The sequence below is a fragment of the Streptomyces sp. NPDC111516 genome (assembly GCF_055635345.1).
Genome location: NZ_JBVKBV010000017.1, coordinates 150,133 through 166,735 on the forward strand (window position 1 = coordinate 150,133; position 16,603 = coordinate 166,735).

The following is a 16,603-nucleotide window of genomic DNA, read 5'->3' on the forward strand; positions in this document are numbered from 1 at the left end:
CCCCACACCGTAGGACCTGTACGGTCCATTTCGTGGAGCGGGTCCGGTGAACGGGCCGCAGGGCCGGGCACCGCACCCACACCGTACCCAGCCTGCCCAACCCCAACGTCCCGGATCATGTCATCGACCGTCAAACCGCCCACGCCGGACCGCAGATGACCGGCGAACTCGATCACCTTCACACCGTGCCCACCTCGATGCGGACCTTCGCCGAAGCAGGATGTGCGAGGAAGTGCTCGGCGCCGCCCCGGATCCGTACGATCACCTCGCCGACCAGCCCCGGCCCCACCGTTCCGGTCACCCGACCGAGCAGTCCCACCATCGAGGAGTCATCCATGACCCGGAGCGCACCCACGCCGCACAGCTCTGGAAGACTGCCCGACGCCATGAGCCAGTTACCGAATCAGCCCACCGAAGGCCCCGTTCCGACCAGTGCCGACGTGGCACGGCACGCCGGGGTCTCCCGGGCCACCGTGTCCTATGTGCTGAACGACATCGCGACCGTGCGGATCAGCGAGCCCACCCGCCGCCGGGTCAGGGAGGCTGCCGCAGAGCTGGGGTACGTACCGCACGCGGCGGCCCGCAGCCTGCGCGCCGGGCACACCCGCATGGTGGTGCTGCCCACCGTGCACTTCCCTGCAGACCCGCTCCACCAACGCTTCTTCCATGAACTGGAAACCGGGCTGCGCCGCCTGGACTACACGGTGGTCCAGTACGGCAGCACCGGCCTCGACGCCGACGACGCACCCCGCGCCTGGGCCGAACTCCGTCCCGTCGCCGTCATCGCACCCGGCACGATCGCCCTCACCCCGCAGGGCATATCCGTACTCAGACGAGCCGGAGCCAAGGCCGTCATCACCCTCGGCCCGCGACCGGTTGACGGCGCCCACGCGTTGCTCGTGGACCAGCGGAAGGTCGGCAGCGTCGCGATCGGGCATCTGCTGGCGCGCGGCCGGCGTCGCATCGGCGTGATCATGCCCGAGGAAGGCGGTCTCGGCCTGTTCGCCGAATCCCGGCTGACCGGGGCCCGGCAGGCCGCGCAGAGCCACAGGGCCGTCATCGAACCGCTGCCGCTGCGGTACGAGGAGGAGTCGGCCGACCGGCTGGCCGCCCGCTGGCGCGCCCTGGGCCTCGACGCCGTCTTCGCGTACAACGACGCATACGCGATGCTCCTGATGCGGGCCCTGCAGGACGCGGGCATCGCGGTACCCCGCGAGACGGCCGTGATCGGTGCCGACGACCTGATGCTCGGCAGGCTGCTGCGGCCCCGGCTCAGCAGCGTACGGCTGGAGATGGCCGCGGCACAGCCGCCGGCGGATCTCGTCCACCGGCTGGTGCGGCACCCCGGCGGCGCCCCCGAGCACCACGACCTGCTGCGGGCCAGGACGGTCCACCGCGAGTCCAGCTGAGCCGCCGGGTCCGCACAATGCGACAGCGCGGCAACGTGCGCACCGCGCGCCGCTTGCCTAGCGTCATGACCATGAGCCATCCGCAGAGCTACGAGATCCTGCTGGTCCCCGAACACGTCGAGGACACCGCCGAAGCTGCCGGGAGCGGTGGCGCCATCCGCTCGGCGGTCGTGGCGGCGACCGGGGAGACGGGAGCATCGGGTTACCCCCGCTATTCGGGTGAGGGCCTCGTGGCGGACATCGACCCGGCGACGCACGCGGTCGAGGCCCTGCTGGTCGACGGATCCGAACTGGACTACGGCCTCTCGGTCCGGATCAAGGAGAAGAACGCCGACGATGACAGCAGTGCCGACAACGGTGCCGGCAGCAACGCCGACAGCAGTGCCGGTGGCTGAGCCCGCCCGGCCCGATTCCGACCGGAAGGCCGGCGGAGGCCGCCGAAGGACACGGAATGCCGGAGAAGGCCACCGACGCCACCGATGTCACGGCAAGGGGTCCGGCCGGTCCGCGTCCGCGGTCCGGCCGGACCCCTCACCCCGCTCATGCGCGCGTGGAGCCTACTTCTGCTCCTGCTGCTCGTTCTCGATGGACTTGCGGATCTGGTCCATGTCCAGCTTCCTGGCCTGTCCGATGACATCTTCCAGCGCCGCCTCCGGCAGCGCACCGGGCTGTGCGAACACGGCCACGTTGTCCCGGACGATCATCAGGGTGGGGATGGAACGGATCTCGAAGGCCGCCGCCAGCTCCTGCTGCGCCTCCGTGTCGACCTTGGCGAAGACCAGGTCGTCGTGGCGCTCCGAAGCCGCGTCGTAGACCGGCGCGAACTGCCGGCACGGGCCGCACCAGGAAGCCCAGAAGTCGATCAGGACGAATTCGTTGTCACTGACGACCTGATCGAAGTTTTCCTTGGTGAGCTCAACGGTGCTCATACTCTGCTACCTCTTCCTGTGCCCGCTCGGACCTGTCCGGCACAACGGTGCCCGGACCTGCGCTATTCCGCCTGCCCATGTGGCCGCCGCGCACACCCGCGATCAGACTGTTCCCATGACTGAAGCTTCCCTGAACGCCGAATACGACGTAGTGGTCATCGGAGCAGGTCCGGTGGGTGAGAACGTCGCCGACCGGGCGCGTGCCGCCGGGCTGAGCACGGCGGTCGTCGAGACGGAACTCGTCGGCGGCGAGTGCTCCTACTGGGCCTGCATGCCCAGCAAGGCCCTGCTGCGGCCGGTCGTCGCCCGCGCCGACGCCCGCCGCCTGCCCGGCCTGAGCGACGCCGTCCAGGGACCGCTCGACGTGGCAGCGGTCCTCGCCCGCCGTGACGCGTACGCCTCGCACTGGAAGGACGACGGACAGGTCGCCTGGCTGGAGGGCGTCGGAGCGGACATCTACCGCGGCCGGGGCCGACTCACCGGTGAGAAGGCCGTCTCCGTCACCGCTCCCGACGGCACGGTGCACCGGCTCACCGCCCGGCAGGCCGTCGCCGTCTGTACCGGCAGCCGCGCAGTCGTCCCCGCCCTGCCCGGCGTCGACGGGGCCCGTCCCTGGACCAGCCGGGAGGCGACGAGCGCCAAGAAGGTGCCCGGCCGGCTCGTGATCGTCGGAGGCGGCGTGGTCGGGGCGGAGATGGCCACCGTCTGGCAGGCCCTCGGCGCCCGGGTGACGATGCTGATCCGCGGCAAGGGACTCCTCCCGAAGATGGAACCCTTCGCCGGCGAACTGGTCGCGCAGGCGCTGACCGAGGCGGGCGCCGATATCCGAACCGGAGTCTCGGCGACCTCCGTGCAGCGTACGGTCCCGGACGGGCCGGTCGTCACGGAACTGGACGACGGCGAGCGAATCGAGGCCGACGAGATCCTCTTCGCCACCGGCCGCGCCCCGCGCACCGACGACGTGGGCCTGGAGACGGTGGGCCTCACACCCGGCTCCTGGCTAACCGTCGACGACAGCTGCCTCGTCGAAGGCACCACCTGGCTCTACGCCGTCGGCGACGTCAACCACCGGGCGCTCCTCACCCACCAGGGCAAGTACCAGGCGCGCATCGCGGGCGCCGCGATCGCCGCCCGCGCCGCGGGAGTGCCGCTCCTGGAGACCGACCGCTGGGGCGCCCACGTGGCCACCGCCGACCACGCGGCCGTCCCCCAGGTCGTCTTCACCGACCCCGAGGCCGCTTCGGTCGGCCTCACCCTCGCCGAGGCGGAGCAGGCCGGCCACCGGGTACGAGCCGTCGATTACGACCTCGCGGCGGTCGCGGGCTCCAGCCTGTACGCGGACGGCTACCGCGGCCGCGCCCGCATGATTGTGGACCTCGATCGGGAGATTCTGCTCGGTGTCACCTTCGTCGGACCGGGCATCGGCGAACTGCTGCACTCGGCGACGGTCGCCGTGGCGGGCGAGGTACCCATCGGCCGACTGTGGCACGCCGTCCCCGCCTACCCGACGATCAGCGAGATCTGGCTGCGCCTGCTGGAGGCATACCGCGACGCATAGGGTGCGGCCCGCCCGTCCCCGGCGGGCGGCTGACCGACGTACCACCGTCCTGCCGGACCTGCCCGCCCGTGCAGGGAGGGACGACGGCCGCCGGTCGGCTACTTGCCGGCCGACCGGTCCCAGTCGATCCGGTAGTGCTTCAGCAACGCGTCCTCCTTCACCAGACGCATGCCGACCGCTGTCATGACGTGCTGGGACGCGAGGTTGTCCAGATCGGTGTCGCCGTGCACGCAGATCACACCCTGGTCGCGGGCGAACCGGAGCAGTGCGCGCAGTGCCTCGGAGGCGTAACCCATGCCCTGCGCCGAGGGAACGAGGCTGTAGCCGATCGTGACATGCCCGTTCTCGTCCGGAGCACCATGGAATCCCAGCCCGCCGATCACCTCTCCGTTGTCAAGCCGGCGTATCTCGTACGAACCGAATGGACTGGGGTCACCTGTGGTCGCGCACGTTTCGAGGAAGCGCTCGGCCGCGGCCATCTCACCGGGGGACGGGTATCCGGGCGCCCAGCGGGCACCGTCTTCCGGCTTGCCGGCCATCACGTGCAAGGCGTCGGCGGAGCTCATCAGGCGGAGGCGGAGGCGGGGAGTCCCAAGAACGGTCATGACCGAGTGGAATATCACGCGGGGCGGCCAGGCGGCATCGGAATTCGCCCGAGCGGGGCCGGAAACTCCCAGGACTCAGGGCTCAGTGCTCAGGGCTCGCAGGCCAGTGGGCGGTGCCACTCGGGGCGCCACCCAACTCGACGGGCACATCTTGCCGTCGCTGTCGCCCAAAGCCGCACTCACCCACCAGTCCACCCGAACCGGCCGACACCTCACCACGTCAGAAGTCGCCGGAGAACGCCGCCGCCATCCGCAGATGACCTGTCGCCTCCGCGCTCCGCCCCTGACGCTCAAGCGTCCGGCCGAGCATCAGCCGGGCATACGGCTCCACCGGGTCGCGCTCCAGAACCGCCCGCAGTTCCGTCTCGGCCCTGCCGAGCCGAGCCGAGTGGTAGTAGGCCCGCGCCAGCAGCAGCCGCGGGGAGACCTGCTCGGGTACTTCCTCGACGAGCCCTTCCAGAATCCGGGCCGCGGTCATGTACTCCTTCGCCTCGAAGAACATCTGCGCACGGTCCCAGCGGTCGGCGGCCGTACCGAACTCGAAATAGGTGTCGCTCACTTGACCTCTGACCTCCTCGTTCGCGGACCGCCCCGGATCGCTCCGGGACCCGCCCTGTTACTGACTCAGTTGCGTGCTCAGCCACGCTCCAGTCACCGGAACATGGCACACTGGTTGAATATTCCACTAAATATTCGGCGTGGGTACCTGCACCCCGGACCCACACGGGAATAGGTTGAGCGTCATGAGCAATCTCGATCGCCAGGCCGCACTCTCCGTCTGCGGAGGAAGGGGCTTCGTCGTCGCCGAGCCCGTGCGTGAACTTCTCACCCCTCGCCGTGTCCAGCTGGGTGGGTCCACCGAGGTCCGCAGGCTGCTGCCCAATCTGGGCCGCCGGATGGTCGGCGCATGGGCCTTTGTCGATCATTACGGCCCCGACGACATCGCCGGCGAACCCGGGATGCAAGTGCCGCCCCACCCCCACATGGGCCTACAGACGGTCAGCTGGCTGCACGACGGCGAGGTCCTGCACCGGGACAGCCTCGGCAGCCTCCGGACGATCCGCCCGCGCGAGCTGGGACTGATGACCTCCGGCCGGGCCATCAGCCACTCCGAGGAGAGCCCGAAGTCCCGCGCGAGGTTTCTGCACGGCGCCCAGCTCTGGGTGGCCCTGCCGGATGCCCACCGGCACGTCGAACCGCACTTTCAGCACCACACCGAACTGCCGACCGTCACCGCCGCCGGCCTCACCGCCACAGTGATCCTGGGTGAACTCGACGGCGCCACCTCGCCCGGCACCGCGTACACCCCGATCGTCGGCGCCGACCTGACCCTCTCCGCCGACGCCGAGGCCCGCCTGCCGCTCGACCCCGACTTCGAGTACTCGGTGCTCTCGATGTCCGGCCAGGCCGAGGTCGACGGCGTACCCATGCTGCCGGGCTCCATGCTCTACCTCGGCTGCGGCCGCACCGAACTCCCCTTGCGGGCGAACACCGACGCGGGCCTCATGCTCCTCGGCGGCGAGCCCTTCGAGGAGGAGATCGTCATGTGGTGGAACTTCATCGGGCGGTCCCATGCGGAAATCGAGGCGGCCCGACTGGACTGGATGGAGGGCCCCCGCTTCGGCGAGGTGCACGGCTACGACGGCGGCCGGCTCCCCGCTCCCGCACTGCCGCCGGTGGCGCTGAAACCGCGAGGGCGGGTGCGCTGACCTGGGGTGATGTGCCCCCAATGCTTCCCGCTGCGTGCGCTTGCTGCGTCCCCTCGCCGGTACGGCGGGGGGACGCGGTTGTGCATGCTGTGGGTCGGTTCCTCGGGCGGCCGGCGGTTGCACGTGTTGGCACCTGTGACCAGGTCTGATCAAACACTTGCTGACCCTTTGCTGACCTTACTGATGCGTAATCAGATCGGTGAGTCATCGGACCGTCGGTGTCGGCCCTGCCCAGGCCAGTGCTCTCCCGGGAGTTCCTCGCGCGGTGCGAATCCGGGTGGTAGGCGAAATAGCTGCATCGCTACAGTCGCTTTGCTTTTGGCGGCCTTGCCGCGGCTTGGCGCACCCTGTGCATTGCGGATTGCGCGCAGAAATCACGACGCCCGCTACGTCACGCCCCTGTATGAGATCGGCTCGCTCTCCGGCACGATCCAGGCTGACGATCTCGGTACGTACGTCATGAAGTTCTCTGCCTGGTGGCGCTGACCTGCGGATTTGCGATTCTACCGGCCCCTGACCTGCGTGGATGCGTCTTTCGGTATCTTTCAGATTCGTGCTGCGTTATGCAGCCGATTCTCCCCACGCGCTCCCCAAGCCTTCGATACTCCCCAGATTCTCCCCGGAGGTGCCAGTGCCGCGAGCACTGTGACATGGGGAGGGCGGGTATTCGTGTGGCTGTAGAACCAGCACGTTGAGTGATCACGGCGCGCCGTGGCCGCCCCCGTCAGAGGCTGACGGAGTTGAGTTTGCGGGGCAGACGCTGGCGGTTGTCGGTCCCGCATGGCACAGGTTGTAAGGATCATCCAGGGGCGTCTAAGTCAGTCCAGCGTGAGTATGGAAATGCAGGTCAGAGACTGCCCGTCCGGGAGAGTCTGCTCAGTTCGTGATAGCCGTGTGACTGCTGGTGATACGGCGAGGCCCCGTCGGGAACCATCCTGACGCGACCTCTGAGCGGATCCGTAAGACGACGAGGCCGCACCGGAGCACTCCGGTGCGGCCTTTCTGTGAGATCGAACGTGCTGGCGCGCACGATGCGGTCGGAGCGCCGTGCGGTCCGTGTATCTGTGACTCCTCAGCGGTGCCGGATTTGCGACTGCACCCGCCCACCTGCCAGGGGTGTGCCTGTCACGGACATGGCCGAATGGCTCGGACATCGGGGATCCGAAGGTCACGACGCGGTCGCGGTCCATCCAGTGGTACGCCGCGCCCATGACGGTGAGCAGCACGGGTCCGATGGACATCCCCGTGCCTGCGCCACCCGTGCCGAACGTACCCGGCCGGGCGGTGCCGGAGGGAGCGCGCCCGAAGGCCGGGTACGTCGTTCGCGACGGTCAGTCGTGCACGTGCAGCGGCTTGCCCGCCAGGGCCAGGTGGGCTTCGCCCAGGGCCTCGCTCTGGCTGGGGTGGGCGTGGATGAGTTGGGCGACCTCGGCCGGCAGGGCCTGCCAGTTGTAGATGAGCTGGGCCTCGCCGATCTGCTCGCTCATGCGCGGGCCGATCATGTGGAGGCCGACGACCGGACCGTCGTGCACCTGCACCAGCTTGATTTCGCCGACGGCCTTGAGGATCTTGTTCTTGCCGGTGCTGCCCAGGTTGAACTTGCTGATCACCACCTTGTCGGAGCCGTACTGCTCCTTGGCCTTCGCCTCCGTGAGGCCGACCGAGGCGATCTCGGGCTCGCAGTAGGTGACCCGGGCCACGCCGTCGTAGTCGATGGGGGTGACCCGCTCGCCGGCCAGGCGCTCGGCGACGAGGATGCCCTCGGCGAAGCCGACGTGCGCCAGTTGCAGGGTGGGGACAAGGTCGCCGACCGCGGAGATCGTCGGGACGTTGGTCTGCAGGTACTCGTCGACCAGGACGTGGCCGCGGTCCATGGCGACGCCTGCCTCCTCGTAGCCGAGGCCCGTGGAGACCGGGCCGCGGCCGACGGCGACGAGCAGGGTTTCGGCGTCGAGCTGCTTGCCGTTCTCGAGTGTGACCCGCACACCGGTGTCGGTGTACTCGGCCCTGGTGAAGCGCGACCCCAGCTCGAACTTGATCTTCCGCCTGCGGAAGGCGCGTTCCAGACCCTTGGAGATCTCTTCGTCCTCGGCGGCGACCAGGTGCGGCAGCCCCTCGACGATCGTGACGTCCACCCCGAAGGACTTCCAGGCCGAGGCGATCTCGACGCCGATGACGCCGCCGCCGAGTACGACCACCGACTGGGGGAGCCGGTCGAGGAAGAGCGCCTGGTCGGACGAGATGATCCGGTTGCCGTCGATGGTCAGGCCGGGCAGCGACTTCGGCAGGGACCCGGTGGCCAGCACCACGTGGCGGCCCTCGTAGCGCACGCCGTCCACCTCGACGGCGGTCGGCGAGACCAGACGTCCCTCGCCCTGGACCAGCGTGAGGTCCTTGCGGGACTTGAGCATGCCCTGCAGGCCGTTGTACAGGCTCGCGATCACCTTGTCCTTGTAGGAGTTGACGCCCGCGATGTCGACCCCCTGGAAGCTGGTCCTGACGCCGAAGCGCTCGCTCTGGCGGGTCTGGTCGGCGATCTCCGCCGAGTGCAGCAGCGCCTTGGCCGGAATGCAACCGTTGTGCAGGCAGGTGCCGCCCAGCTTGCCCTTCTCGATCAAGACGACCTTCAGCCCGAGCTGCGTCGCGCGCAGGGCGCAGGAGTACCCTCCACTGCCACCTCCGAGGATGACCACGTCGTACGAGCCGCTTGCGGAATTGTCCGTCACTGATTCCCCTCCCATGACTTCGGCCCGTCTGGCGTATCCGTCAAATCCAGGCCTGTGGTGCTCTGTTCATCCAATCAGACCCCAGCATGCTCTCATCTCCCCTGCGGATCGGGCAGACAGGGTGGCGCACACCTCATCGCGAGCGGCTTGTCGCGCAGACGCCGGACCAATACGCAACACCATTTACCTTTCTTTACAAGCTAGTTCAAGCCAAATGTCATTCCGTTTTAGCGCCTTCATGATCAAAGCTCTGCTAGGGTCGCAGCGCCCGGACGGCTCACGGGGGAGCCTTCCGAAACATGCTGACGTGAAGGGGTACCTAGAAGATGCCCGACGTGCAGGTTCACATTCTTGGTCCGTTGGAAGTCGTGCATTCCGGGGGCGCCGTCGCCTTCTCGGGGGTGCGCCAGGGAGCCCTCCTGGCGATGCTGGTGCTGAGGGCGAACGTAGTCGTTCCCGTCGACACCTTACGGGAAGCGATCTGGGGCGAATCGCCACCTGAATCCGTTTCCGCCCAGATACGGATATGCATATCGCGACTCCGCCGTGAATTCGCCCGGCTGGGTGCGGAGAACGCGATCGAGACGCATCCGTCGGGCTACCGGCTGCGTGTCGCGGAAAACGGCTCGGACCTCTGCGAGTTCGAGAACCTGCTCGCGCGCGGCCGGGCCGCGGCGGCCGAGGATCGACCCAGGGACGCGGCGCGGCTCACCCGGGAGGCGCTCGATCTGTGGCGCGGACCCGCCGCCTCGGGGCTGGAGAGCAGGGTGGTCCAGATGTACGCGGCGAAGGTCAACGAGGACCGGGCTGCCGCCTACGAGGAACTGTTCGACCTGGAGCTGCAGTTGGGGCAGCACCGGAAGATCCTGGGTGAACTCTTTGAGCACTACGAGCAGCAGCCGTACGGGGAGCGCCTGTGTGCGCAGCTGATGCTCGCGCTGTACCGCTCCGACCGCCAGGCCGAGGCGCTGGAGGTGTACCGAAGACTCCGCGGCCGGCTGAGACGTGAGCTCGGGCTGGAACCGTGCGACCGGCTCTCTCTGCTCTACGACATGATTCTGGCCCACAACGAACGCCTGGAATCACTGAGCCCCTGGAGCGTGGGCTCGCCCCGGCCGGCGCTCCTGAGGTGACCGTTGCGCGGGCGCCAATACTCCGGTGATACGGCACAGGGCTCAGACTTGTCCGTGCTTGGAGCGTCACGCTTGCGGACACAGGAAAGAGGCAGTCATGAGCGAAATACCGGTAAGCCTGCCGATGCCGTTCAACGACGAGTTCTACGCGGATCCCTACCAGGCCTACGCGGAGCTCAACAAGGCGGCGCCGATCCACCGGATCTCGACCCCGAGCGGTGCGGCCGTGTGGCTGCTGACCGGCTATGAGGAGGTTCGCGACGGGCTCAAGGACAAGCGTCTGGCGCGTAACCAGTCGCACGCCGGCCCCGACTATCAGCAGGACGTGATCCCGGGGCCCATGCGGGCGGGCAATCTGATGACGGAGGACCAGCCCGAACACACCCGGCTGCGGAAGTTCATGAACTTCGCTTTTCTGCCCAAGCGTGTCGAGGCGCTGCGCCCGCGGATGCGGGAGGTCGTCGAAGTCTCGCTCGACGAGCTGGAGCGCAACGGCAAGGGCGACCTGATGTCCATTCTCGCTGCGCCTCTGCCGATCACCATGATCGGTGCCATTCTCGGGGTCCCGGAGGAGGACCGGGAGGACTTCCGGGGCTGGGTGGACGGCCTGTTCGGCGGCGGGCCCGAGGCCGCCCGGGACGCTGGGATCGCCATGGTCACGTACCTGACCCGGTTGGTCGCGCGCAGGCGCGAAGAGCCGGACGACGGCCTCATCTCGTACTGGACGACCGGCGCCGAAGACGGCGACGGCACCGCCGAGGGAGGCATGACCGACCAGGAGATCATCGGCATGGCGTTCGTGCTGCTGTTCGGCGGCTACGACACGACATTCGGCATGATCGGTGCCGGTGCCCTCGCCCTGCTGTCCCACCCCGATCTGCTCGACCGCGTCCGCGCCGATCCCGAGCTGATGCCCCGCGTGGTGGAGGAACTGCTGCGCTACTACGGGACGGCCCACACTGGCGTACGCCGGTTCACTACCGAGGACTTGACCGTGGGCGGGGTGACCGTGCCCAAGGGCGACACCGTGCTGCTCTCCATTGCCGCGGCCAACCGGGACGTGCGCCACTTCGCCGACCCTGACGTCCTGGACGTGGACCGGACCAATCTGTCCCACCATGTCGCGTTCGGCCGCGGACCGCACCACTGCCCGGGCTCCGAACTGTCCCGGATGGAGATCGAGATCGCCCTCGACGCGCTTGTCCGGCGCTTCCCCGATCTCAAGCTCGCCGTGGCGCCCGAGAGCGTCCAGTGGCGGCCGTCCTTCATCTTCCGCGTCCCGCTCGCCCTGCCGGTCGCTGTCTGACGGTCAACTCCGTTTCTCCCGCCCGTTTCTGGCCCGGCGACCCTCGCGGACGCAGCCTGCCCCTCCGGGCCCCTGAAGTTCCCCCCGCGGTCAGGACAGCTTGATACTGGGACGTACGGGTCCCGGAGGAAGCAGTCCAGGTAGTGAGTAAGAAGAGCAACAAGAGCAAGCGGTACACGGCCGAGTTCAAGAAGGATGCCGTCGACCTGGTCCGTTCCTCCGGGCGGACGGTGACGGAGGTGGCCCGGGAGCTCGGGGTCAGCGCCGAGGGCCTGCGGGGCTGGGTGAAGCAGGCCGCGATCGACCGGGGCGAGGGCCCGGTCGGCTCGCTGACCACGGCCGAGCGCGAGGAACTGGTCCGGCTACGCCGGAAGGTGCGCGAGCAGGAACAGACGATCGAGGTGCTGGGAAAAGCGACCGCCTTCTTCGCGAATCGGAAGACGAAGTAGCCGCGCGCTACGCGTTCATCGATGCGGAGAAGGCGTCCGAGGCCAACCCCGGCGGCCGGCCGGTCGCGTTCTTATGCCGGGTGCTGAAGGTCACGCGCTCGGCGTACTACGCCTATCTCGCGGCGAAGCCTGCGGCTGAGGCGAGGCAGGCGGAGGAGGACGAGCCGGCCGACGAGATCCGGAAGATCCACACGTGATCCCGGGGTGCCTACGGCGCCCCGCGCGTGACGGCCACACTGCGGCGCAAGGGACGGCGGATCAACCGAAAGAAGATCGAACGGATCACGCGGGAGCGAGACATCCGCGGGGTTACCCGCCGCAAGCGCCGCAGCCTGACGAAAGCGGACACCAAGGCCGCACCGTCATCGGACCTCATCGGGCGGGACTTCACTGCCACCGAGGCCGGCACGAAGCTGGTCTCCGACATCACCTACCTGCCCACGCTCGCCGGCTGGTGGTACCTGGCCACGGTCATCGACCTGGCCACGCGCGAGGTGGTCGGGTACGCGATGGCCGACCACCACCGGGCCGAGCCCGTGGTCGACGCGCTGAAGATGGCTGCCGGCCGCGGCGCGCTGAAAGAGGGCTGCATCGCGCACTCCGATCGCGGCAGTACATACACGTCCGGTGAATACCGCAACCTGATCAGGGAGTTGAAGCTGAGGCAGAGCATGGGAAGAACGGGCTCCTGTTACGATAACGCCGCGGCCGAAAGCTTTTTCGGCCTGCTGAAAGCGGAGATCGGGACCACCGTCTGGGAGTCCCACGAGGCCGCCCGCGCCGACATCTTCCGCTTCATCGAGGTCGAGTACAACCGCACCCGCCTGCGCAAGCACCCGGAGTACGGCTACGTCACCCCGCTCGAAACCAGAGCTCTGGTGACCCAAGACCTCGCCCCCGCAGCGTAAACATCCGCTGTCCGTGATCAGGGAGGAACTTCACCCCCGCGTGACATCGGCTCCCAAGACTGGGTGTGGTCTTGGGAGCCGACGCCGTTCGCGGAGGGCGGACGCCGAAGTCGGCCCCACTTCCTCACGGACTCGGGCCACCGGGCCGGCCATACGGCCGTGATACGGGGACGATGCATGGGAGGTACTTTGCGAATACGGCCGTCTGCAAAGCTGCGCAAGGCAGTTGACAGGCGAGGGCCGGAGACGACCGCGTTGACCAAGCACCCACGGATGCGTGACCACGCGTCCGCACTGATCCACGACCACTTCTACGAGACCTACCGCCCGCACCTGCGCGCCGTGTTCTCGGGCGAGGCCTTCACCCCGCAGCAGAGCCAGGACTCCGCCGAGCGGTTCGCGTTGACGTACCGGCGCCTGCGGCACATCAACGACAGCCTCGATGTCCAGGGGCCGCTGCTGCACCATCGCGAGCGCTTGTTCCCGCTGATCGAGTGGTCGGCGATCGCGGACCCGCCTCTCTTCTACGCGGTGTTCCTTCACCACTGCATGACGGTCGGTGCGATCGCGGAGTTCGGACACGGACGGCAGGATCTCACCGACGTGCTCGACAAGCTGGCCGGGACGGGCTGGATCGGCGCCCTGCTGATGACCGAGCTCGGTCACGGGAACAGCAACGCCGCCGTCCGCACCGAGGCGGTGTACGACCGGGCGCGGGACGAGTTCGTCCTGCACACCCCGGAACCCGCGGCGGTCAAGTTCCCACCGAGCGTCGGCGCCGAGGGCCTGGCCCGGCTCGGCGTGGTCCTGGCGCAGCTGAAGGTCGACGGCGCCGACTGCGGCGAGTTCTGCTTCCTCGTGCCGCTCCGTGACGAGCACGGGCCGTGCGACGGCGTCCGCATCGAGGGCCGGCCGCCCACCGACATGCTGCCCCTGGACTGCGCGGTGGTCTCCTTCGACCACGTGCGCGTCCCGTTCCGCCACTGGCTGCGGGACAACGCCACCCTCACGACGGAGACCGGGTTCACCGATCCGCTCGGCAGCCCGGTGATCCGTGCGCGGCGCACCCTCAGCCTGATCCGGTGCGCCTGGGAAGCCGCCGTGGTCGCGCTCGCGGGCACCGCACGGGCCTCCGCCGCGGTAGCCGTACGGCACGCCCACCGGCGCCGCACGAACGGCCGGTTCGCGACCGACCTTCCCGTAATCCGCTACCGCAATCAGCAAAGGACCGTCTTCGGTGCGCTGGCCGGCGCGTACGTCGCGGCCATGGTGGCGAAGTCCGTCGCGACCCCCCAGGCGCCCGCCCTCACCGCGGGAGGGGTGCGCACCACCTTCCTGATGAAGGTGGTTACCGACCGGCTCGCCGAGCAGGTCACGGCGCGCTGCCGCAGGGCGAGCGGCGCCCTCGGCTTCCTGGCGGAGAGCCGCTTCCTCGACTACCAGGTCCTCGCTCACTCGCTCAACGCGGCTGCCGCCGACAACCAGGTGCTGCTCCTCGACGCGGCCTACGCGCTCGCCGCCGGACTCGACTACGAGCCGCCGGTCGTAGCGGAGTTGGCCGATCCGCCGGCGGCGGCGGGCGGGCGGGACCTCCTCGACCACCGGATCTGGCTGGAGTTGACCCGTGTGCGGGAACGCGCCCTCCACCAGGAGCTCCTGGATGGGCTGCGCAAGGCCAAGGAAAGCGGTCTCGGCGACTTCGACGCGTGGAACGGGCTCCTCGATCTCTCCGAACGGCTCGCCGAAACGCACGCCGGGCGCCTCGTGCTGGAGACCGTGACCCGGGCCGTCGACACCGTGGCCGATCCGGAGACCAGGTCGGCCCTCGACGACCTGTGCGCGCTGTACGTGCTGGAGGAGGCCGCCGTGCACGACGGCTGGTACCTCGCCGAGGGACTCCTGGACAAGGAAGAGGTCCGGGCGATCCCCACGCTCCTCGACACCCTGTGCGAGCGCCTGGCGCCGCACGCCCTGGAGCTCGCGGACGCGCTGGACGTCCCCTACGACCTCATCGGCGGACCGCTCGCCGCAGACGACTACGTGAGCGCGCTTTCGGACTGAGCTGTGCGCGGTGCGGTGTGCGGCACAGGCAGCCATGGACAGACCGGCGAACCCGAATGGTGGAGAAACCGATGACGAACGACTCCCGAGGCACCGCACGGCACGGAGCGCTGCCCGCCGACGACCCCATAGCCGTCGTCGGCCTGTCCTGCCGACTGCCGCAGGCGCCCGACCCGGACGCCTTCTGGACACTGCTGCGGGACGGCGTCGACGCCGTCACCACCATCCCGGCGGACCGCTGGGACACGGACTCTTTCTACGACCCCGATCCCGCCGCACCGGGCCGCACCAACAGCAGGTGGGGCGGCTTCCTGGAGCGCGTCGACACGTTCGACGCCGAGTTCTTCGGGATCTCCCCGCGCGAGGCCGCGGCGATGGACCCGCAGCAGCGCCTGCTGCTCGAACTGGGCTGGGAGGCCCTGGAGAACGCGGGGATCGTCCCCGGCGCGCTGCGCGGCGGACGCACCGGGGTCTTCGTCGGCGCCATGTGGAACGACTACGAGACCCTCACCCACCGCTACGGGCCCGAGGCGATCGGCCGGCACACCGTCACCGGCCTCCACCGCAGCATCATCGCCAACCGCCTGTCCTACCTCCTCGGCCTGCGCGGTCCGAGCCTGACTGTCGACACCGGCCAGTCGTCGTCGCTGGTGGCCGTGCACATGGCCTGCGAGAGCCTGCGCAGCGGCGAGTCCACCGTCGCGGTCGTCGGCGGAGTCAACCTCACGATCGTCCCCGAGAGCAACATCGCCGACGCCAAGTTCGGCGGCCTTTCCCCGGACGGCCGCTGCTTCGCCTTCGACGCGCGCGCCAATGGGTTCGTGCGCGGGGAGGGCGGCGGTGTGGTGGTTCTCAAGCCGCTCTCCCGTGCGGTCGCCGACGGCGACCGGGCGCTGTGCGTGATCCGCGGCAGCGCCGTCAACAACGACGGCGGCGGCGACGGCCTCACGGCGCCGACCCGCGACGGCCAGGAGGACGTGCTGCGCCTCGCCTACGAACGGGCGCGCATCGCCCCGGCGGAGGTCCAGTACGTGGAACTGCACGGCACCGGAACGCGCCTCGGCGACCCCGTCGAGGCGGCGGCCCTCGGAGCGGTGTTCGGTGCGGGACGCGCCCCCGGGCAGCCTCTGCTCGTCGGCTCGGTGAAGACTAACGTCGGCCACCTCGAAGGTGCGGCCGGTATCACCGGGCTGATCAAGACCGTGCACGCCCTCAGCCGCCGCGAGCTGCCGCCCAGCCTGCACTTCGAGACACCGAACCTCGGCATTCCACTGGACGACCTGGGGCTGAGCGTCGTAACCGAACCCCGCCCGTGGGCCGACCCTGCCCGCCCGCTGATCGCCGGAGTGAGCTCCTTCGGCATGGGGGGAACCAACTGCCACGTGGTTCTCGCCGAGGTACCCGGGAGCACGCGGACGGAGGAGCAGCAGGCCGAGGCCGCGCCGTTCCTCGGCGCGCTTCCCTTCACCGTCTCCGCCTACACGCCCCCGGCGTTGCGCGCGCAGGCGCGGAAGCTCCGCGATCACCTCACCGGGAACCCCGGCATCGACCCGGCCGCGCTCAGCCGGTCGCTCTCCACCACCCGTACGGCGTTCGAGCACCGGGCTGTGGTGGTCGCGGAAGACCGCGCGAAGTTGCTGGAGGGCCTGGAAGCCCTTGCCGGGGAGCACCGTGCCCCCGGTGTGGTGCGGGGTGCTGCTGGGGGTGGTTGTTTGGCGGTGGTGTTCACGGGTCAGGGCAGTCAGCGGTTGGGCATGGGTCGTGAGTTGTATGAGTCGTTTCCGGTGTTCGCGGAGGCTTTCGACGGGGT

14 protein-coding genes and 2 pseudogenes are annotated in these 16,603 nt (G+C 69.1%); 11 read left to right on the forward strand and 5 right to left on the reverse strand.

Translation table 11 applies throughout. The features are described from left to right. Window positions 1–178: 178 nt before the first annotated feature. Window positions 179–337: a hypothetical protein gene (locus ACZ7L9_RS27525; RefSeq protein WP_471419252.1), complete on the reverse strand. Its 159-nt coding sequence runs from the start codon at window positions 335–337 to the stop codon at window positions 179–181. A gap of 49 nt (window positions 338–386) precedes the next feature. Between ACZ7L9_RS27525 and ACZ7L9_RS27530 the strand changes: the two genes are divergently transcribed. After that, window positions 387–1,409: a LacI family DNA-binding transcriptional regulator gene (locus tag ACZ7L9_RS27530; protein ID WP_471419250.1), complete on the forward strand. Its 1,023-nt coding sequence runs from the start codon at window positions 387–389 to the stop codon at window positions 1,407–1,409. Between the two features lie 71 nt (window positions 1,410–1,480). Then, entirely contained in the window at window positions 1,481–1,804 is a 324-nt protein-coding gene (locus ACZ7L9_RS27535; protein ID WP_471419223.1) for a hypothetical protein, read from the forward strand. A 162-nt stretch (window positions 1,805–1,966) separates the two neighbouring features. Here the strand turns inward: ACZ7L9_RS27535 and trxA are convergent, their stop codons facing one another. Further along, window positions 1,967–2,338, reverse strand: coding sequence for a thioredoxin (gene trxA, locus ACZ7L9_RS27540; protein ID WP_471419224.1), 372 nt, complete (start codon window positions 2,336–2,338; stop codon window positions 1,967–1,969). A 115-nt stretch (window positions 2,339–2,453) separates the two neighbouring features. On the opposite strand from trxA, the gene ACZ7L9_RS27545 reads away from it, so the two are divergent. Beyond that, window positions 2,454–3,896, forward strand: a complete 1,443-nt coding sequence (locus ACZ7L9_RS27545; RefSeq protein WP_471419226.1) for a dihydrolipoyl dehydrogenase family protein — start codon at window positions 2,454–2,456, stop codon at window positions 3,894–3,896. A gap of 98 nt (window positions 3,897–3,994) precedes the next feature. On the opposite strand, the gene ACZ7L9_RS27550 is transcribed toward ACZ7L9_RS27545, so the two are convergent. Both ACZ7L9_RS27550 and ACZ7L9_RS27555 read right to left on the reverse strand, forming a co-directional pair. Beyond that, a complete protein-coding gene (locus ACZ7L9_RS27550) occupies window positions 3,995–4,501 on the reverse strand; it encodes a GNAT family N-acetyltransferase (RefSeq protein WP_471419228.1) in 507 nt (168 codons plus the stop codon). Between the two features lie 220 nt (window positions 4,502–4,721). Next, window positions 4,722–5,060, reverse strand: coding sequence for a tetratricopeptide repeat protein (locus tag ACZ7L9_RS27555; protein ID WP_471419230.1), 339 nt, complete (start codon window positions 5,058–5,060; stop codon window positions 4,722–4,724). Between the two features lie 184 nt (window positions 5,061–5,244). On the opposite strand from ACZ7L9_RS27555, the gene ACZ7L9_RS27560 reads away from it, so the two are divergent. After that, window positions 5,245–6,210 (forward strand): pirin family protein, encoded by a 966-nt coding sequence (locus ACZ7L9_RS27560; protein ID WP_471419232.1) that lies wholly within the window; start codon window positions 5,245–5,247, stop codon window positions 6,208–6,210. A gap of 360 nt (window positions 6,211–6,570) precedes the next feature. Then, window positions 6,571–6,681, forward strand: a pseudogene (locus ACZ7L9_RS27565) (HipA family kinase); the annotation flags it as partial. An 860-nt stretch (window positions 6,682–7,541) separates the two neighbouring features. Here the strand turns inward: ACZ7L9_RS27565 and lpdA are convergent. Beyond that, on the reverse strand, window positions 7,542–8,951 hold the full coding sequence (gene lpdA / locus ACZ7L9_RS27570; RefSeq protein WP_471419234.1) for a dihydrolipoyl dehydrogenase: 1,410 nt from the start codon (window positions 8,949–8,951) through the stop codon (window positions 7,542–7,544). Between the two features lie 311 nt (window positions 8,952–9,262). Between lpdA and ACZ7L9_RS27575 the strand changes: the two genes are divergently transcribed. From ACZ7L9_RS27575 to ACZ7L9_RS27600, 6 genes and pseudogenes are all read left to right on the forward strand, one after another. Further along, window positions 9,263–10,069 carry an AfsR/SARP family transcriptional regulator gene (locus ACZ7L9_RS27575; RefSeq protein WP_471419236.1) on the forward strand — a complete coding sequence of 269 codons (807 nt, stop codon included), beginning with the start codon at window positions 9,263–9,265 and terminating at the stop codon, window positions 10,067–10,069. 97 nt (window positions 10,070–10,166) lie between these two features. Further along, window positions 10,167–11,375 carry a cytochrome P450 family protein gene (locus ACZ7L9_RS27580; RefSeq protein WP_471419238.1) on the forward strand — a complete coding sequence of 403 codons (1,209 nt, stop codon included), beginning with the start codon at window positions 10,167–10,169 and terminating at the stop codon, window positions 11,373–11,375. A 143-nt stretch (window positions 11,376–11,518) separates the two neighbouring features. After that, complete coding sequence (locus ACZ7L9_RS27585; RefSeq protein ID WP_471419240.1) at window positions 11,519–11,824, forward strand: transposase; 306 nt, start codon at window positions 11,519–11,521, stop codon at window positions 11,822–11,824. A gap of 209 nt (window positions 11,825–12,033) precedes the next feature. Further along, window positions 12,034–12,732: pseudogene (locus ACZ7L9_RS27590) on the forward strand (IS3 family transposase); the annotation flags it as partial. Between the two features lie 255 nt (window positions 12,733–12,987). Then, window positions 12,988–14,793, forward strand: coding sequence for an acyl-CoA dehydrogenase (locus ACZ7L9_RS27595; RefSeq protein ID WP_471419242.1), 1,806 nt, complete (start codon window positions 12,988–12,990; stop codon window positions 14,791–14,793). A gap of 71 nt (window positions 14,794–14,864) precedes the next feature. Beyond that, on the forward strand, window positions 14,865–16,603 hold a 1,739-nt coding region (locus tag ACZ7L9_RS27600), incomplete at its 3' end, for a type I polyketide synthase (protein ID WP_471419244.1).

Bases quoted from the DNA above. Each gene is read 5' to 3' on its own strand.
- ACZ7L9_RS27545 (WP_471419226.1), top strand. From the start codon at position 2,454: ATGACTGAAGCTTCCCTGAACGCCGAATACGACGTAGTGGTCATCGGA.
- ACZ7L9_RS27575 (WP_471419236.1), top strand. From the start codon at position 9,263: ATGCCCGACGTGCAGGTTCACATTCTTGGTCCGTTGGAAGTCGTGCAT.
- ACZ7L9_RS27530 (WP_471419250.1), top strand. From the start codon at position 387: ATGAGCCAGTTACCGAATCAGCCCACCGAAGGCCCCGTTCCGACCAGT.
- lpdA (WP_471419234.1), bottom strand. From the start codon at position 8,951: ATGGGAGGGGAATCAGTGACGGACAATTCCGCAAGCGGCTCGTACGAC.
- trxA (WP_471419224.1), bottom strand. From the start codon at position 2,338: ATGAGCACCGTTGAGCTCACCAAGGAAAACTTCGATCAGGTCGTCAGT.
- ACZ7L9_RS27560 (WP_471419232.1), top strand. From the start codon at position 5,245: ATGAGCAATCTCGATCGCCAGGCCGCACTCTCCGTCTGCGGAGGAAGG.
- ACZ7L9_RS27525 (WP_471419252.1), bottom strand. From the start codon at position 337: ATGGATGACTCCTCGATGGTGGGACTGCTCGGTCGGGTGACCGGAACG.
- ACZ7L9_RS27580 (WP_471419238.1), top strand. From the start codon at position 10,167: ATGAGCGAAATACCGGTAAGCCTGCCGATGCCGTTCAACGACGAGTTC.
- ACZ7L9_RS27550 (WP_471419228.1), bottom strand. From the start codon at position 4,501: ATGACCGTTCTTGGGACTCCCCGCCTCCGCCTCCGCCTGATGAGCTCC.
- ACZ7L9_RS27535 (WP_471419223.1), top strand. From the start codon at position 1,481: ATGAGCCATCCGCAGAGCTACGAGATCCTGCTGGTCCCCGAACACGTC.